At 65.3% G+C, this 13,203-nt stretch carries 11 protein-coding genes; 4 read left to right on the forward strand and 7 right to left on the reverse strand.

Annotated features, from left to right (window positions below):
• Positions 1-117 precede the first annotated feature (117 nt).
• Entirely contained in the window at positions 118-4,590 is a 4,473-nt protein-coding gene (locus PQR42_RS01705; RefSeq protein ID WP_408384727.1) for a DEAD/DEAH box helicase, read from the reverse strand.
• A gap of 256 nt (positions 4,591-4,846) precedes the next feature.
• Between PQR42_RS01705 and PQR42_RS01710 the strand changes: the two genes are divergently transcribed.
• A complete protein-coding gene (locus PQR42_RS01710) occupies positions 4,847-5,899 on the forward strand; it encodes an aldo/keto reductase (protein ID WP_408217749.1) in 1,053 nt (350 codons plus the stop codon).
• A gap of 191 nt (positions 5,900-6,090) precedes the next feature.
• On the opposite strand, the gene PQR42_RS01715 is transcribed toward PQR42_RS01710, so the two are convergent.
• Positions 6,091-6,462 (reverse strand): carboxymuconolactone decarboxylase family protein, encoded by a 372-nt coding sequence (locus PQR42_RS01715; protein ID WP_408217752.1) that lies wholly within the window; start codon positions 6,460-6,462, stop codon positions 6,091-6,093.
• Between the two features lie 116 nt (positions 6,463-6,578).
• On the opposite strand from PQR42_RS01715, the gene PQR42_RS01720 reads away from it, so the two are divergent.
• Entirely contained in the window at positions 6,579-7,556 is a 978-nt protein-coding gene (locus tag PQR42_RS01720) for a cupin domain-containing protein (protein WP_408384725.1), read from the forward strand.
• Here the strand turns inward: PQR42_RS01720 and PQR42_RS01725 are convergent.
• The 4 genes from PQR42_RS01725 to PQR42_RS01740 form a co-directional block, all read right to left on the reverse strand.
• Positions 7,553-8,125, reverse strand: a complete 573-nt coding sequence (locus PQR42_RS01725; protein ID WP_408217758.1) for an FUSC family protein — start codon at positions 8,123-8,125, stop codon at positions 7,553-7,555. The two genes, PQR42_RS01720 and PQR42_RS01725, sit on opposite strands and share 4 nt — an antisense overlap.
• A 107-nt stretch (positions 8,126-8,232) precedes the next feature.
• Positions 8,233-9,552 (reverse strand): cation:proton antiporter, encoded by a 1,320-nt coding sequence (locus PQR42_RS01730; protein WP_408384722.1) that lies wholly within the window; start codon positions 9,550-9,552, stop codon positions 8,233-8,235.
• Between the two features lie 91 nt (positions 9,553-9,643).
• Entirely contained in the window at positions 9,644-10,030 is a 387-nt protein-coding gene (locus tag PQR42_RS01735) for a DUF3175 domain-containing protein (protein ID WP_408384720.1), read from the reverse strand.
• 153 nt (positions 10,031-10,183) lie between these two features.
• Positions 10,184-10,711 (reverse strand): PRC-barrel domain-containing protein, encoded by a 528-nt coding sequence (locus PQR42_RS01740; protein ID WP_408384718.1) that lies wholly within the window; start codon positions 10,709-10,711, stop codon positions 10,184-10,186.
• A 336-nt stretch (positions 10,712-11,047) separates the two neighbouring features.
• Between PQR42_RS01740 and PQR42_RS01745 the strand changes: the two genes are divergently transcribed.
• Positions 11,048-11,341: a hypothetical protein gene (locus PQR42_RS01745; RefSeq protein WP_408217770.1), complete on the forward strand. Its 294-nt coding sequence runs from the start codon at positions 11,048-11,050 to the stop codon at positions 11,339-11,341.
• A gap of 156 nt (positions 11,342-11,497) precedes the next feature.
• Complete coding sequence (locus tag PQR42_RS01750; protein WP_408384716.1) at positions 11,498-11,794, forward strand: hypothetical protein; 297 nt, start codon at positions 11,498-11,500, stop codon at positions 11,792-11,794.
• A gap of 22 nt (positions 11,795-11,816) precedes the next feature.
• Here the strand turns inward: PQR42_RS01750 and PQR42_RS01755 are convergent, their stop codons facing one another.
• Positions 11,817-13,136, reverse strand: coding sequence for a DNA topoisomerase IB (locus PQR42_RS01755; protein ID WP_408384714.1), 1,320 nt, complete (start codon positions 13,134-13,136; stop codon positions 11,817-11,819).
• Positions 13,137-13,203 lie beyond the last annotated feature (67 nt).

Here is a 13,203-nt window from a genome sequence, read left to right on the forward strand (position 1 = left end):
TTATAAAGATTAACGGTCAGTAAGACTTCCGTCTTTAGGGCTTTTCTGTGTGTTTTTTACGTGCTCTTTCTGGCCATGCGCAGGTAATTGACGGCAACCCGCGCTCACTCTAAACAGCTAAAACCGTCGCGCCAGCCACGCGCGAGCCTTTTCCCTTTCGGCGGGAACCGCTTCCAGTGACGGTTCGAACCAGAAAGCGCCGGATACGAGCGTGGCCACCACAACGCCGTCGCGATACAGGACCCGGTTTCCCGCCATCGCGGGCACGCGTTCGCCGACCAGCAAAGTGCCCGCGAGATTCAACGGATCGGTCCCGGCGACACAGACAAAAGCACCGTCGTTCGCATGCCGCCGCACTTCTCGCAGCACGGGAATCGCTTCGGGCAGCGCAAATTGTTCGCCGGCGAGGCCATTCACGAAGCGCCCGCCGCGAATCACGCCACGCGCTTCGAGCCGCTGAAAAACGCGCAGCAGGTCTCGCCACGGCGGCAGCCACTCGGCCTCGCGTTCGAGCAGACGCCAGAACACCACGCCATAACGGCGCAACAGCGTCATCGCGACGTGTTCCAGCACTTCAGGTGGGAATTGCCGGCGGCGCTCCGGCACGGTCTCTGACGCCGCAGCCGTGGTGGGCCGGCTAACCAGCGCCCAGCGCCCCGCGTCGTCCATGCCGCCGATCAGTGCGCTCGAGCGCCCGCGCCGGTTGCTGGAAAACGCGTTGCGCTTGGCGACGGGCTTCAACAAAGCACGCAAGCCCGCGAAACTGTCGGAATTCACGAGACCCGCGGCCACCAGTTCGCCCAGCGCGCTCTCCAGTTCCATACGCAATACGCGAACTTCGGCGAGCAATTCGTCGAAGAACATCGCGCCGTGTTGCACCAGCGTGTCATACACGCTTTGCGCGCGCGCCGACAACTCCGGTTGCTTCGACGGATCGAGCAGTGCGCTCCATACGCGCACCTGCGCGCGCGGCAGCAGCACGATCGGCGTACTGCGGACTGGCCCGGTGGCGCCGCGCGCGCGTTCCGTCAGGCGGGTCCAGACTATTTTGCCGGCGCGGCATAGTTCGTCGAGCGAAGTATTCGCGTAGGCCTTCACGCGCGTGGGCAGGATGTCTTCCTCCCACGCGCCCGCCGCGGCCTGGAAACCTTCGAGCTGTTCGAGGACCGCGGCCAGCGCGTCGCGCCCCTCGCTGCGCGTGTCCGGCGTCAGATGCTGCCACTCGAACAGAAAGCGCATGAAGTCGTGCCGTTCGACCGGCTCGATTTCCCGCCGCAGGCGTTTCACCGTGTAGCGGTGTATCCGCGCCAGGAGGTGTCGTTCGCACCATTCTTCCTCGGCGGCTTGAGGCGTGAAGCGGCCGCGCATCACGTAGCCTTCGGCTTCGAGGCGCGTCAGGCTCTGTTCGACCGATGCCGCCGGCAACATCAGCGCCTGTGCAATCGCGCCGACCGGCAGCGGGCCGAAGCCGGTCAGGCGCGCACGGAGCACGTCGATCAGGGCGTCGTCGGCGTTCCAGGCCTCCGCGTAGCCTTTCGGCGCGGGGAGCGGCGGCGCAAACCGGGCGTCGGGATAAAGCGACTGAAAACACGTGAGGCGTTCGACGGGCAGCCACACGGCGGAGTCGCCGGCGAACTGCAGGCGGGTGGCGCGGCCGGATTCCGCCAGCGACGCGAGCCATGCCGGCCAGCCATCGTTGCGGCGCGCTTCGGTCTCGGTGATGCAGGCAAGGCCGGTCAACGCTTCGTGCATCTCGTCGGCGTTGCGCGCCTGCGGCCACGCTTCGTCGCGCACACTTTCGATGGCTTCCGCATCGAGCGCGCCGAGATCGTCGGCGCTCGACGGGTCGGTCCAGCGGCGGTTCAGCACGGCTTGCGTGCGGCGCTCCTCGATTGGCGCGTCGTCGAGATAGGCGTACGGTTTCGCGTTGAGGATTTCGGCGGCGAGCGGCGAGGGCGCCGGCAAATCGCGCGCGACCAGTTGCACGTCGCCCTGTTCGATACGACGCAGCAGCGCGAGCCAGCGTTCGCTGTCCATCGCCTCGTGCAGACAGTCGTCGACGGTTTGGTCCACTAACGGATGATGCGGCAGCTCGCGCTCGCCGACCACGTTCTCCAGACACGCGGCCTGCTCGGGAAACACGTTCGCCAGTAAATCCTCGCTGCGCATGCGCTGCAGTTGCGGCGCGGTTTTGCGCCCGCCGGTGTAACGCGGCAGACCGAGCGCCGTGGTCGCGTTCCAGCGCCAGCGCACGCCGAACAGCGGCGCATCGAGCAGCGCCTGAATCAGCAGATGCTCGGCGCTGTTCGAATGCAGATAGCGCCACACGTCGTCGAGCACGAAGGAATGGCTGCCGGTCAGCGACAGCACGATCGCGTCCTCGGTGGCGGCGGCTTGCAGCTCGAAGTTGAAGGTGCGGCAAAAGCGCTTGCGCAGCGCGAGGCCCCACGCGCGGTTCACCCGGCTGCCGAACGGCGCATGAATGACCAGCTGCGTGCCGCCGGATTCGTCGAAGAAACGCTCCATGACCAGCGTGTTCTGCGTGGGCAGCACGCTGAGCGCGGCGCGCGCGCGGGCGAGATAGTCGACGATCTGGCGGGCGGCGGCTTCGTCGAGATTCAGATTGTCGACGACCCAGTCGATCGCGTGGTCGATGCGGGCGGGCAGGGTTTCGACTTCGGTGCCGGTCGCGTCCGCAAAACCGGCCGCCGTGTCCTCGCCATCGAGAAGACGCCCGATCTGCTCGCGCAAACGCGCGACGCCGAGCGACAGCTCGTCGCTGCGCCCCGGCGCTTCGCCGAGCCAGAAAGGAATATTCGGCGGCTGGCCCTGTGCGTCCTCGACGCGCACGCGTCCACTTTCGATCCGCAGAATCCGGTACGACGCGTTGCCGAGTTGAAACACGTCGCCGGCCAGGCTTTCGACGGCGAAATCCTCGTTGACGGTGCCGATATTGATCGCCTGCGGTTCGAGCACCACGGCATAGTCGGCGTTCTCGGGAATCGTGCCGCCCGACGTGACGGCGACCAGCTTGCCGCCGCGCCGGCCGCGCAACGTGCCGCTCACCACGTCGCGATGCACATAGGCGCCGCGCGGACCATTGCGGCTCGTGTAGCCTTCGGCGAGCATGCGCAGCACGGCGTCGTACTGGTCACGCGTGAGGTCCGCGTAGGGCGCGGCGCAGCGCATCAGGTCGAAAAGCGCGTCCTCGCTCCATTCCGCGCTCGACACTTCCGCGACGATCTGCTGGGCGAGCACGTCGAGCGGCGCGCGTGGAATGCGCAGCGCGTCGAGTTCGCCGCGCCGCACGCAATCGAGCAGCGCGGCGCATTCGATCAGATCGTCGCGCGAATTCGGAAACAGCCTGCCTTTCGGCATGCCGCCCACATGATGGCCCGAGCGTCCGACCCGTTGCAGGAACGGCGCGATCGCGCGTGGCGAACCCATCTGGCAGACCAGATCGACGTCGCCGATATCGATGCCGAGTTCCAACGAAGCCGTGGCGATCAGGACGCGCAGTTCGCCCCGTTTCAGGCGCTGCTCGGCGTCGAAACGATGCTCCTTCGCAAGGCTGCCGTGATGCGCGGCGACCACGTCCTTGCCCAGCCGCTCGGTCAGATGACGCGCGGCGCGCTCGGCCATGCGGCGCGTGTTGACGAAAATCAGCGTGGTGCGGTGCATCGCCACCAGTTCGGCGAGACGGTCGTAGACGCGCTCCCATACCTCGTTAGGCATCACCGCTTCGAGCGGCACGGGCGGGATTTCGAGCGCCAGATCCCGTTCGCGGATGTGACCCACGTCGACGATCGCGCAATCAGCGGGAATGCCGCTGTCGATGCTGCCGCCGCCCACCAGAAAGCGCGCGACCGCGCTTACCGGCTTTTGCGTCGCCGACAGGCCGATACGCGGCAAGCGTCGCTGACATAGCGCGTCGAGCCGCTCGAGGCTGAGTGCGAGATGGCTGCCGCGCTTACTGCCGGCGAGCGCGTGAATTTCATCGACGATCACCGTGCGCACGGTCGACAGCATGCGACGGCCGGAGTCCGAACCGAGCAAAACGTAGAGGGATTCCGGTGTGGTCACGAGAATATGCGGCGCGCGCTTCTTCAACGCGTTGCGTTCCTGCTGCGTGGTATCGCCGGTCCGCACGGCGGTGCGCATGTCCAGTGGCGGCAAGCCGCGCGCGTCGAGTTCCGCGGCGATGCCTTGCAGCGGCAGTTGCAGATTCAGGCGGATGTCGTTGGAGAGCGCCTTCAGCGGCGACACGTAGACCACCAGCGTTTCATCGGGCAGTACGCCGCCGTTGGCGAGACCTTGCTGGACCAGATCGTCGAGCGCGGACAGGAACGCGGTAAGCGTTTTGCCCGAACCCGTCGGCGCGGCCACCAGCGTGGAACGGCCACGCCGAATCTGCGGCCACGCGGCGGCTTGTGCGTCGGTCGGCGCGGGGAAGGTCTTAAGGAACCAGCTCGCGACTGCCGGATGGAAATCGGCGAGCGCGCCGGCCGTCGATAGCCCGATGGCGGGCGTCGCGACGGATGCAGTGGCGGGTGCCGTACCCAAGGCGGCAGTTGTGGAGGCCGAAGTCATGCTTGCATAGTTGGGGGCGGGTCGTGCCATATCCAGAGGACGGCGAAAGCAGCCGGTTGCAAGGATCAGGAATCAGTCTGGCAGGTTTCCGCTTGCTTTGCCGAAGACTACGGGTCGGCATTTATGTCGCAATCAAAAGCCTGCGCTGCGGCAATTTTTGCCGGGCGCACACCTTGCCGCTCGCGCTGCCGGATCTTGCCAATTGCAGTACTCTCTACGCCTCACCCATCCACGAAACCACGATGGAGTCTCGACGATGCGATACAACCAGTTGGGCCGTACCGGTGTGTTTGTTTCAGAATTATGTTTGGGCACGATGACCTTCGGCGGCGGCGGGGGCATCTGGAAGCAGATCGGCGATCTGCAGCAGGCGGACGCGGAGCGGCTGGTCGGCCGGGCGCTCGACGCGGGCATCAATTTCATCGACACAGCCGACGTCTACTCAGAGGGCCAGTCCGAGCAGATCACCGGCCAGGCGCTGAAGAACCTCAAGGTGCCGCGCGACAAAGTGGTGGTGGCCACCAAAGTCTTCGGCCAGACCGGCGAATTTCCCAACGCGCGCGGCGCCTCGCGTTATCACATCATCGACGGCGTGAAGGCGAGCCTCAAGCGTCTGCAACTCGATCACGTCGACCTGTATCAGATCCACGGTTTCGATCCGGCCACGCCGATCGAGGAAACCATGCGCGCACTCGACACGCTGGTGCAGCACGGCCATGTGCGCTATGTGGGCGTGTCGAACTGGGCCGCGTGGCAGATCGCGAAAGCGCTCGGCATTTCCGAGCGCCTTGGGCTCGCGCGTTTCGAAACGCTGCAGGCGTATTACACGCTGGCGGGCCGCGACCTCGAACGGGAACTCGCGCCGATGCTGCACAGCGAAGGCCTCGGTCTGATGGTGTGGAGTCCGCTCGCGGGCGGCTTGCTGAGCGGCAAGTATGGACGTGAGCAGCAGGGCGAGGCGGGCAGCCGTCGCACGACGTTCGATTTTCCGCCAGTCAATCGCGAGCGCGCTTATGACTGTATCGACGTGATGCGCGATATCGCCGAGGCAAAGCGAGTGTCGGTCGCGCAGATCGCGCTAGCGTGGCTGCTGCATCAGCGGGTAGTGACCACGGTGATCGTCGGCGCGAAGAAGGTCGAGCAGCTCGACGACAATATCGCCGCGACGGGTGTTTCGCTCACCGCGGATGAGCTTGCGAAGCTCGATCAGGTGAGCACGCTGCCTGCGGAATATCCGGGCTGGATGCTGGAGCGGCAAGGTGAGCCGCGTCGCAAGCAGCTTGAAGAGGCGCGGCATCCGGCGGCGTAGTGGCAGCGGTTGGCGAAACCAGCCGCAGCCAGCGCTGCCGGCTGGACGCAGTGTGAGAAAAGCGCGGTCTGTCGACGCGGTGCCCGGTTGTGGCATTCCGCCAGCGCGGCTGGCGGGTCGGACGCCTGTCCAGTTCCCGCTCCGGCCACTTGCGCCGCTTCAGCTACACAAGCAACTCGCCGTGCATCCGCTCATTCCGTGGCAGCCTGCCCCGCGTCAGCCGCTTGCGCGGCATAAGCCGCGGCGGCATCCATCGTGCGAGCCGAGTACACCATCGCGGCGCCCGCATTGATGGCGACCGCCACGCCCAGCGCTTCGGCGATTTCCTCGCGCGTCGCGCCATGCTTGAGCGCTTCGGCGGTGTGCACGGTAATACAGCCGTCACAACGCAGGCTGACCGCCACCGCGAGCGCAATCAGTTCGCGCGTCTTGGCGCCGAGCAGGTCCTTCTTCTGGCCGGCGCCCGACAACGCCTGATAGCCCTTGACGGTGTCCGGCGACAGTTTGGCGATCTCGCCGATACGGCCGACCAGTTCCTGACGGTATTCGATCCAGTTCAACATGGCAGTGCTCCTTGGTCTGTTGCGCGTCGGCGGGTACCGGCGTCGTGAGACAAGTATTGCGCTGGGCCGCGATATCCTGAATACTCGATTCGCTCAACTTTTAGCGCGATCGTCTCATGGATACGCTCAGCCGACTGATCGACCTCGCCCGGCCCCAAGCCAGCCTCGATCTGCGTTGCCTGCTCTCCGGCGCTTTCGATATCGATCATGGCCCGGAGGAGGCGGGCATCGCGCCGTTCCACCTGGTGCTGGACGGCGCATGCGTCGTCGAGACTGCCGACGGCGCGCAGCGTGCCTTGCGCGCGGGCGACTTCATGCTGTTTCCACGCGGCGCGGCGCATCGTGTGCGTGATGTGCAGCGCTCGGCCGCCACTGCGCCGTTGACGCAAAGCCATGACGGCATGCTGCCTTTGCGACGCAACGACGGCCAGGACGGTCACGACGGCCAAGACGGCCACGATGGCGCGCGCATCCCTGCCGACCTCGATCTTCTGTGCGGCCGCTTTGTCTACTCGCCCGGTTCGTCGGCCCTGCTGCTGAACGCCTTGCCCGATCCGTTCCATGTCTCGCTGAGCGGCATGGAAACGCTGGACTCGCTGCAAACGGTGATTGGGCTGATGCGAAGCGAGGCCGAACGACGCCAGGCGGGCGCCCTCGCGATCGTCACCGCATTGAGCCACGCGCTCCTCGCCATGGCGCTACGGGTGCACGGCGAGCAGAACGCATCGGCTTCAGGCGTGCTCGCGCTGCTTGCCGACGCGCGCCTGGGCGCTTCCGTGCAAGGCATGCTCAGCGCTCCCGAACGGGCGTGGACCATCGCCGAGCTCGGCGAGCTCGCCGCCATGTCGCGCGCGACTTACGCACGCCATTTCAACGAACGCGCGGGCATGACGGTGATGGACTTTCTCACACAGATCCGCATGACGATCGCCTGCGATCTGCTGCGCCGCACGCAGCGCAGCGCGGCCGAGATCGGCGAGGCGGTGGGCTATCAGTCGGAGGCCGCCTTCGGCAAGGCGTTTCAGCAAAGCGTCGGCGTGCCGCCGGGACGCTACCGGCGTCGTCCGCAGGAGAGCGATGTGGCGGATAACTAGCCTGGCTTGCCCGGTTTGCCGAACCAGCGCCGTTCCGCCCACGACATCAGGAAGGCCACCAGCAAGGCGCAGATCGTGCCGAGCGTTACTTCGCCGAGGCGCATGAGGGCTTTGTCCCACGCGGGCCCCATGCCCGGCACCAACAGCATGATCGTCGCCGTGATACCGCCCAGACGCGCCGCGCTGCCGACGTTCAGGATCCAGCACAGGGCAATCGCCACGCCGACCGTGGCCGCATACGCCGCGAAATAGCCGGCGCCGAAGGTGGCGCCCACCAGTCCGCACAAGCCGCCCACCATCGCGCCGATGAATTGATCGCGCGACAGGTTGCGCGTGTCGACGTAGCTATGCTGGCTGACCGCGATCGCCGTGATGGCGGCCCAGAAGGTTTGCTCGGTATGCAGCATTCGGCCGATGGCGACGGCGAGACTCGCGCCGGCGACCGCCTGCACGGCCATGAAGCTGCCCTCGATCAAGCGCTCGCCGAGCGGCAACGACTTGAGAAAGGCAAACAGCGAGTCGGCGGCGCTCGTCCGTGCCGTGCGTCGGGAATCGTCGGGTGGGGTCATCGAAGGTGAGAGGCTTATTGCAGCATGAAGGTCCCGTATTCTAGCGACTCCAGTTGACAGTCGAGCACAGACAGGCTTCGCGGATTCACCTGTTTGAATGATCGCGACTAACTTTCATGACTGCGCAGCCGGCGATACCAGTTCATCAACGGTGTGGCTGAGACACCGTGAATCACCACTGACGCCGCGATCACGGCCAGCGTGAGCGGCACGAGCGGGGCGACGTCGGCGGCGGCGCCGTTTTCGAGCGCGTACGCCAGGTAGTAAAACGAACCGATGCCGCGTATCCCGAACCAGCTCATCAAACGGCGCTGCGTCGGCGTCGCGCTCGACCCGAGCAGCGACAACTCCACCGATACCGGCCGCACGAGCACGAACAGCGCGGCGGTCAGCGCAATGGTCTGCCAGGTGAAGAGCGGCGTGTGCATCGTGGCGAGCACGTTGCCGACCATTGCCATGACGGCAACCTCGGCGATGCGTTCGAGTTCGATCGTGAAGCCGAGCACCGACTCCGTCATATACGCGTGCGCTTTGCTTGGATTCGCCGCGGTCGCTTCGACGTCTTCGGAATCGACGGTGCCGATGGTTTCGCGAGGCGACTGGCCGCCGCTCGCGCGGTGTTCGACACGGCGCATCGCGACACCGGCGGCGAACACGGCCAGAAAGCCATAGGTATGCGCGAGCTGCGCGGCGCCGAACGACAGTTCGATCAAACCGAGCGCGAAGAAACCCTCGAGCCCGAGCGCCTGCGCGTGGCGCATGCGCAGCCACGTCACCGCGTGTGTCGTGGCCCAGCCGAGCACGCCGCCGATCGCGATCGCGCCCGCCACGCCCCACACGATGCTGCCCGCGAGCTTCAGGTTCAACAGATCGCCCGCCTCGGCGGCGGGCGCCGCGCATAGCGCCAGCCCGAGCATCGCGAAGGGCAGCGCGATGCCGTCGTTCAACCCGCCTTCGCCGGACAGCGCGAAGCGCAGCAGGTCGTGGTCGCCGGGGTTGTGCACTTGCACGTCGTGGGCCAGCACCGGATCGGTCGGCGCGAGGATCGCCGCCAGCAGCAGGGCCGGCCCCCAGCCGAGATGCAGGACGTACACGCCGAACAGCATCAGCAGCGGAATGGTCGCGAGCATCGCAAGAAAGCCGAGACGCAGCGGCACGGTCCAGAGTTTTTCGAGCATGCCTAGCCGCAGCCGCAGGCCTATGGCAAACAGCGAGACAAGCAGCGCGACTTCGGTGATGGCACGCAGCAGATGCGCGTCGGCGATCATATCGAGGCGCAACAGGCCGATGCCGGGCGGCCCGAGGAAGTAGCCGATCGCGAGATAAAACATGGCGGCGCTGACAGGTAGCCGCCGGAGCGTCGTGGCCGCGAGGCCCATGAAAACGAGCACGGCGCCGACGATGAGAAACCACAAAGTTTCGTGCATGAGCATCCGGTGAGGGCCCGCATGCGCGTGCCGCATGCGTGGCCGGTTGAAGAAAGGTGCGCCCGGACGCGTCAGTCAACGACGCGTCATATCAAGGCGCGCGTCCGAATGCTTCGCGCAGTTTGCGCTTGGCTTGCTGCAAGGTGTCGCGGCGCGTTTTCGGCAGGTTCCTGCCGGCGCGATTGATATAGAAGTTCAGCATCGACATGGCCGACTGGAACGGCGTGCCTTTGCGGCGGCGGCTTTTCGTGGACGACTGCTTGAGCGATTGGGCGATCGACTCCGCGCTGCCGGTTTTGAAAACATCGTGCTCGATATCCATCGCGTCACTGGTTTCCATCACATGGTGCGACCACTTCTTCGGACTTTCGGCGCGCTGCGCCGCGTGCGCCTGGGCGTGCCGCTGGCGCGGCGGCCGGCCCGACTTGCCGCGCGCGACGGGGCGTTTGGACTTGCTGGTGGATTTTCGGGTGGCCACGATGCCGCCTCCTCATCGAGTCGTGCGCGCGCTGATGGCGCTTATTGTGCGCTCAAACTGAAACGCGCCGGCTGCCGCGATGGCGGCATGCCGGCGCATCGGCGCGGACACGGGTGAGCGCTTGCGGCTGCGCGCGCCCGCCGCGAGCCTGCGTTACAACTTCATCCCGCCAGCCTGCGGCGCGTCCGACGACGCGGGCGGAATGTCGCCCACGCCGCAGTCGTCGCGACGCGCATACGAGTCGCGGCCCCAGTACGGTTCGCTGCCGTAGTACTGATGCACGGACGTGGCCCACGTCTGGTCCGCCATGGATGGCCAGTGGTCCTTGTCGAAGCCCGGTGCGTTCTTCACGCGCTCAGCGGTCATGTTCAGCACGAAGCACTTGCGCCCGGTATCGAGCGTCAATGCATGCCAAGGGATGGCGAGCAGCTTGTCGCCGATGCCGAGAAAACCGCCGCTCGAGAGCACGGCATATGCGACGCGGCCCGAGCCGACGTCGAGCATGATGTCCTTGATCTTGCCGATGTCCTCGCCATCGCTGCTGAGCACCTTGTTGCCGTCGAGCGTGGACGCGGCCATCACGTCCGGGCCGGGGCCGTCCGCGGTCGCGCTGCCCTTGCCGACGATTCGCGCGCCCTGGTCTTGCCGCATGCCGGCTTGTGTCTGTGTCTGGTTCAGCATGATGAGCCTCCTCTATAGGTTGGTGTGTGCAAGGCTGAGCAACCCGCGTTCCTTCCAATTCCGGACGGCGTGCTGCGGCGCAGTGGTTGGTTTGCGAACAACGCGTGTGGAGCATCACGCTGAACGCGTAAAGCGTGCTGACGTGTTTGAAAATATTTCGTCTGAATAGACGATAGACGAGGAGAGCTGAGGAAGGTGCGTTGACGGTCGGCGGCTGCGTGGTGTGCGGTCAGGACCGCGACGCGCTCCGCCATGAGGCATAGCCCTTGCTGAATGTCTTGGCAGCAGCGCAATCAGTCACATACGTACGCTGTCCATCTATCCTCGGAGACTTCAATGAAATATTCAAAAGCATTGCTGGTGTCGGCGCTCGTCGCCATGTCGGGCGCGGCGTTCGCGCAAGCGGGCGGCGGCAACGGTAACGGCGGCGGCAGCGGCACCGGCGGCTCGGGTAACGCTCACGGCGCGGCGACCGCGGCACCGACCACGGATGGACAACCTACATCGGGAGCGATGAGTTCCGCTGGCTCGAAATCGAATCACATGTCAAAGCCGAAGATGAAGAAGCCGAAGACCGATTCGACCAATATGCCCGGCGCTGACGCGAGTAGCGATACGAAAGGTCAGTGAGCACACGGAAGTTTCGGAGCAGAGGGCAACGTCGGCAACTATAGACACACTGCTCCGGCTGTATCGATGCGAAAGAAGCGTGCGGCTCGTCTCTCTTGCTCAAGAACACCAGGAGGCAGAGGCGCATGCATCGGGCGCATCGCGGGAAATACGATCATGACGCAAACAATCCATTATCAGGTGAACATCTGCGGCGGCGATTTCACGCACGTCAGCGAATGCTTTCGCAGCTGGAAGTCCGAGACCCTCGTGTATCGAAGGAAGCAGCAGATGTTCGAGGGAAAACAGGAAGTGCGGCCGTTGTCGGCCCATGTATTCGACAACGGCGAAGTCGCGCATGAAGCGCTCGAGCGCGTCTGTTCGCCCGGCGACCCCTATGCGCTCGCTGCCGAGATACGGGACGGCGAGCGCGATATGTGGCTCGTGATGGCCGCATTCGCGGAAGAGGTATAACGAGCCCTGAGTTGCGGGTCTTTTAAGGCGCCGCCTGTTTCCCTGCACGCGAAGCACCTGCCGCGCGCACGCCTGCAATCCGAGGCGCGGCCGCGCGCCGGGCACCTTGCGCACCAGCCTTTGCATCGGCCTTCGCCGCCGTTGCCTTGCGCACCACGCGCGACTTCTTCAGCAAACTGGTGATCGAGTCGTCGATGCTTTCCGCCACCGCCGATTCGCGCGCCTTGCGGCCTTTCGCGCCAGCCTGACGCGCAAGCTTCGCCGCGCGTTTCTCGGCTTGCGCAAGCAATGCGGCAAACGCGACCTCGTCCACCCTCAGCCCGCGGCGCGATTGAGCAGGCGCGAGCGTCTGCAATTCGTCCGCTTCGAATGAGCTGATTACCGCGGGGTGAATGTAGCAACGCTTGCACACGGCCGGCGTATTGCGCAGCAACGCCGCCACATCCTTCACGGTCGCGACGATATGACGGCGCGCTTCCGCCGCACTGCTGCACATCAGGCGGCGCAGCGCGGCCAACGCATAGACGCTGCCGGCCCACGTGCGGTAGTCCTTGGCCGTGAAATCCGCGCCGCTCGCACGGCGCAGATAGTCGTTGATGTCGGCGGAGCCGACAGTGCGGCGCGTGCCGTCTTCGTCGAGATACTGGAACAGGTCGTGACCCGGCAGTTCGGCGCAGCGCCGCACGATGCGTTTGACGCGTGGATTGTTCACCGTCACGTCGTGTTCGATGCCGCTCTTGCCACGAAATTTGAAACGCAACTGGCCGGCTTCGATCTTCACGTGCTTCTTGCGCAGCGTCGTCAAACCATATGACTGGTTATCGCGCGCGTATTCGACACTGCCGATCCGGATCAGCGTCGTATCGAGCAACTGCACGATCGCGGCGATGACTTTGTCGCACGGCATGCCCGGCAGATTCAGGTCGCGTGCGACGCGGGCGCGGATCTTCGGCAACGCGCGGCCGAACTCGGCCATGCGTTCGTATTTGTCGGCGTCGCGCGTTTCACGCCAGAGCGGGTGATAGCGGTATTGCTTGCGGCCGCGCGAGTCGCGGCCGGTCGCCTGGATATGGCCGCGCGCATCCGGGCAGATCCACACGTCCTCATAAGCCGGTGGAATGGCGAGCGCGTTGATGCGTTTGATTTCGTCTTCATCGTCGATGCGTTTGCCCGCTACATCGAAATACGCGAAGCCGTTTTGTTCACGCTGACGCGTGATGCCGGGTTTCGTATCGTCGGCATGGCGCAAGCCTGGCGGCATGGCGGCGGGCGCGGGCTGTTTCGCGCTGTCGTCGTCCATGCGCTCAGGGCGGCGTTGAATCGGAGTTGTCGTGGCAGCCATCGTCGCAGGTAGAAGTTTCAAGCGGAGGGCGCGCTTTGCGCCGGTGACTGTGCCTGCAAGCAAAGGC

Origin of the sequence: Paraburkholderia sediminicola, from assembly GCF_046027355.1 — a bacterium.
GTDB classification, from domain to species: domain Bacteria; phylum Pseudomonadota; class Gammaproteobacteria; order Burkholderiales; family Burkholderiaceae; genus Paraburkholderia; species Paraburkholderia sediminicola_B.

Excerpts from the sequence above, each read along its gene's own strand:
- PQR42_RS01705 (WP_408384727.1), bottom strand. The coding sequence starts at position 4,590 with ATGACTTCGGCCTCCACAACTGCCGCCTTGGGTACGGCACCCGCCACT.
- PQR42_RS01710 (WP_408217749.1), top strand. The coding sequence starts at position 4,847 with ATGCGATACAACCAGTTGGGCCGTACCGGTGTGTTTGTTTCAGAATTA.
- PQR42_RS01715 (WP_408217752.1), bottom strand. The coding sequence starts at position 6,462 with ATGTTGAACTGGATCGAATACCGTCAGGAACTGGTCGGCCGTATCGGC.
- PQR42_RS01720 (WP_408384725.1), top strand. The coding sequence starts at position 6,579 with ATGGATACGCTCAGCCGACTGATCGACCTCGCCCGGCCCCAAGCCAGC.
- PQR42_RS01725 (WP_408217758.1), bottom strand. The coding sequence starts at position 8,125 with ATGACCCCACCCGACGATTCCCGACGCACGGCACGGACGAGCGCCGCC.
- PQR42_RS01730 (WP_408384722.1), bottom strand. The coding sequence starts at position 9,552 with ATGCACGAAACTTTGTGGTTTCTCATCGTCGGCGCCGTGCTCGTTTTC.
- PQR42_RS01740 (WP_408384718.1), bottom strand. The coding sequence starts at position 10,711 with ATGCTGAACCAGACACAGACACAAGCCGGCATGCGGCAAGACCAGGGC.
- PQR42_RS01745 (WP_408217770.1), top strand. The coding sequence starts at position 11,048 with ATGAAATATTCAAAAGCATTGCTGGTGTCGGCGCTCGTCGCCATGTCG.
- PQR42_RS01750 (WP_408384716.1), top strand. The coding sequence starts at position 11,498 with ATGACGCAAACAATCCATTATCAGGTGAACATCTGCGGCGGCGATTTC.
- PQR42_RS01755 (WP_408384714.1), bottom strand. The coding sequence starts at position 13,136 with ATGGCTGCCACGACAACTCCGATTCAACGCCGCCCTGAGCGCATGGAC.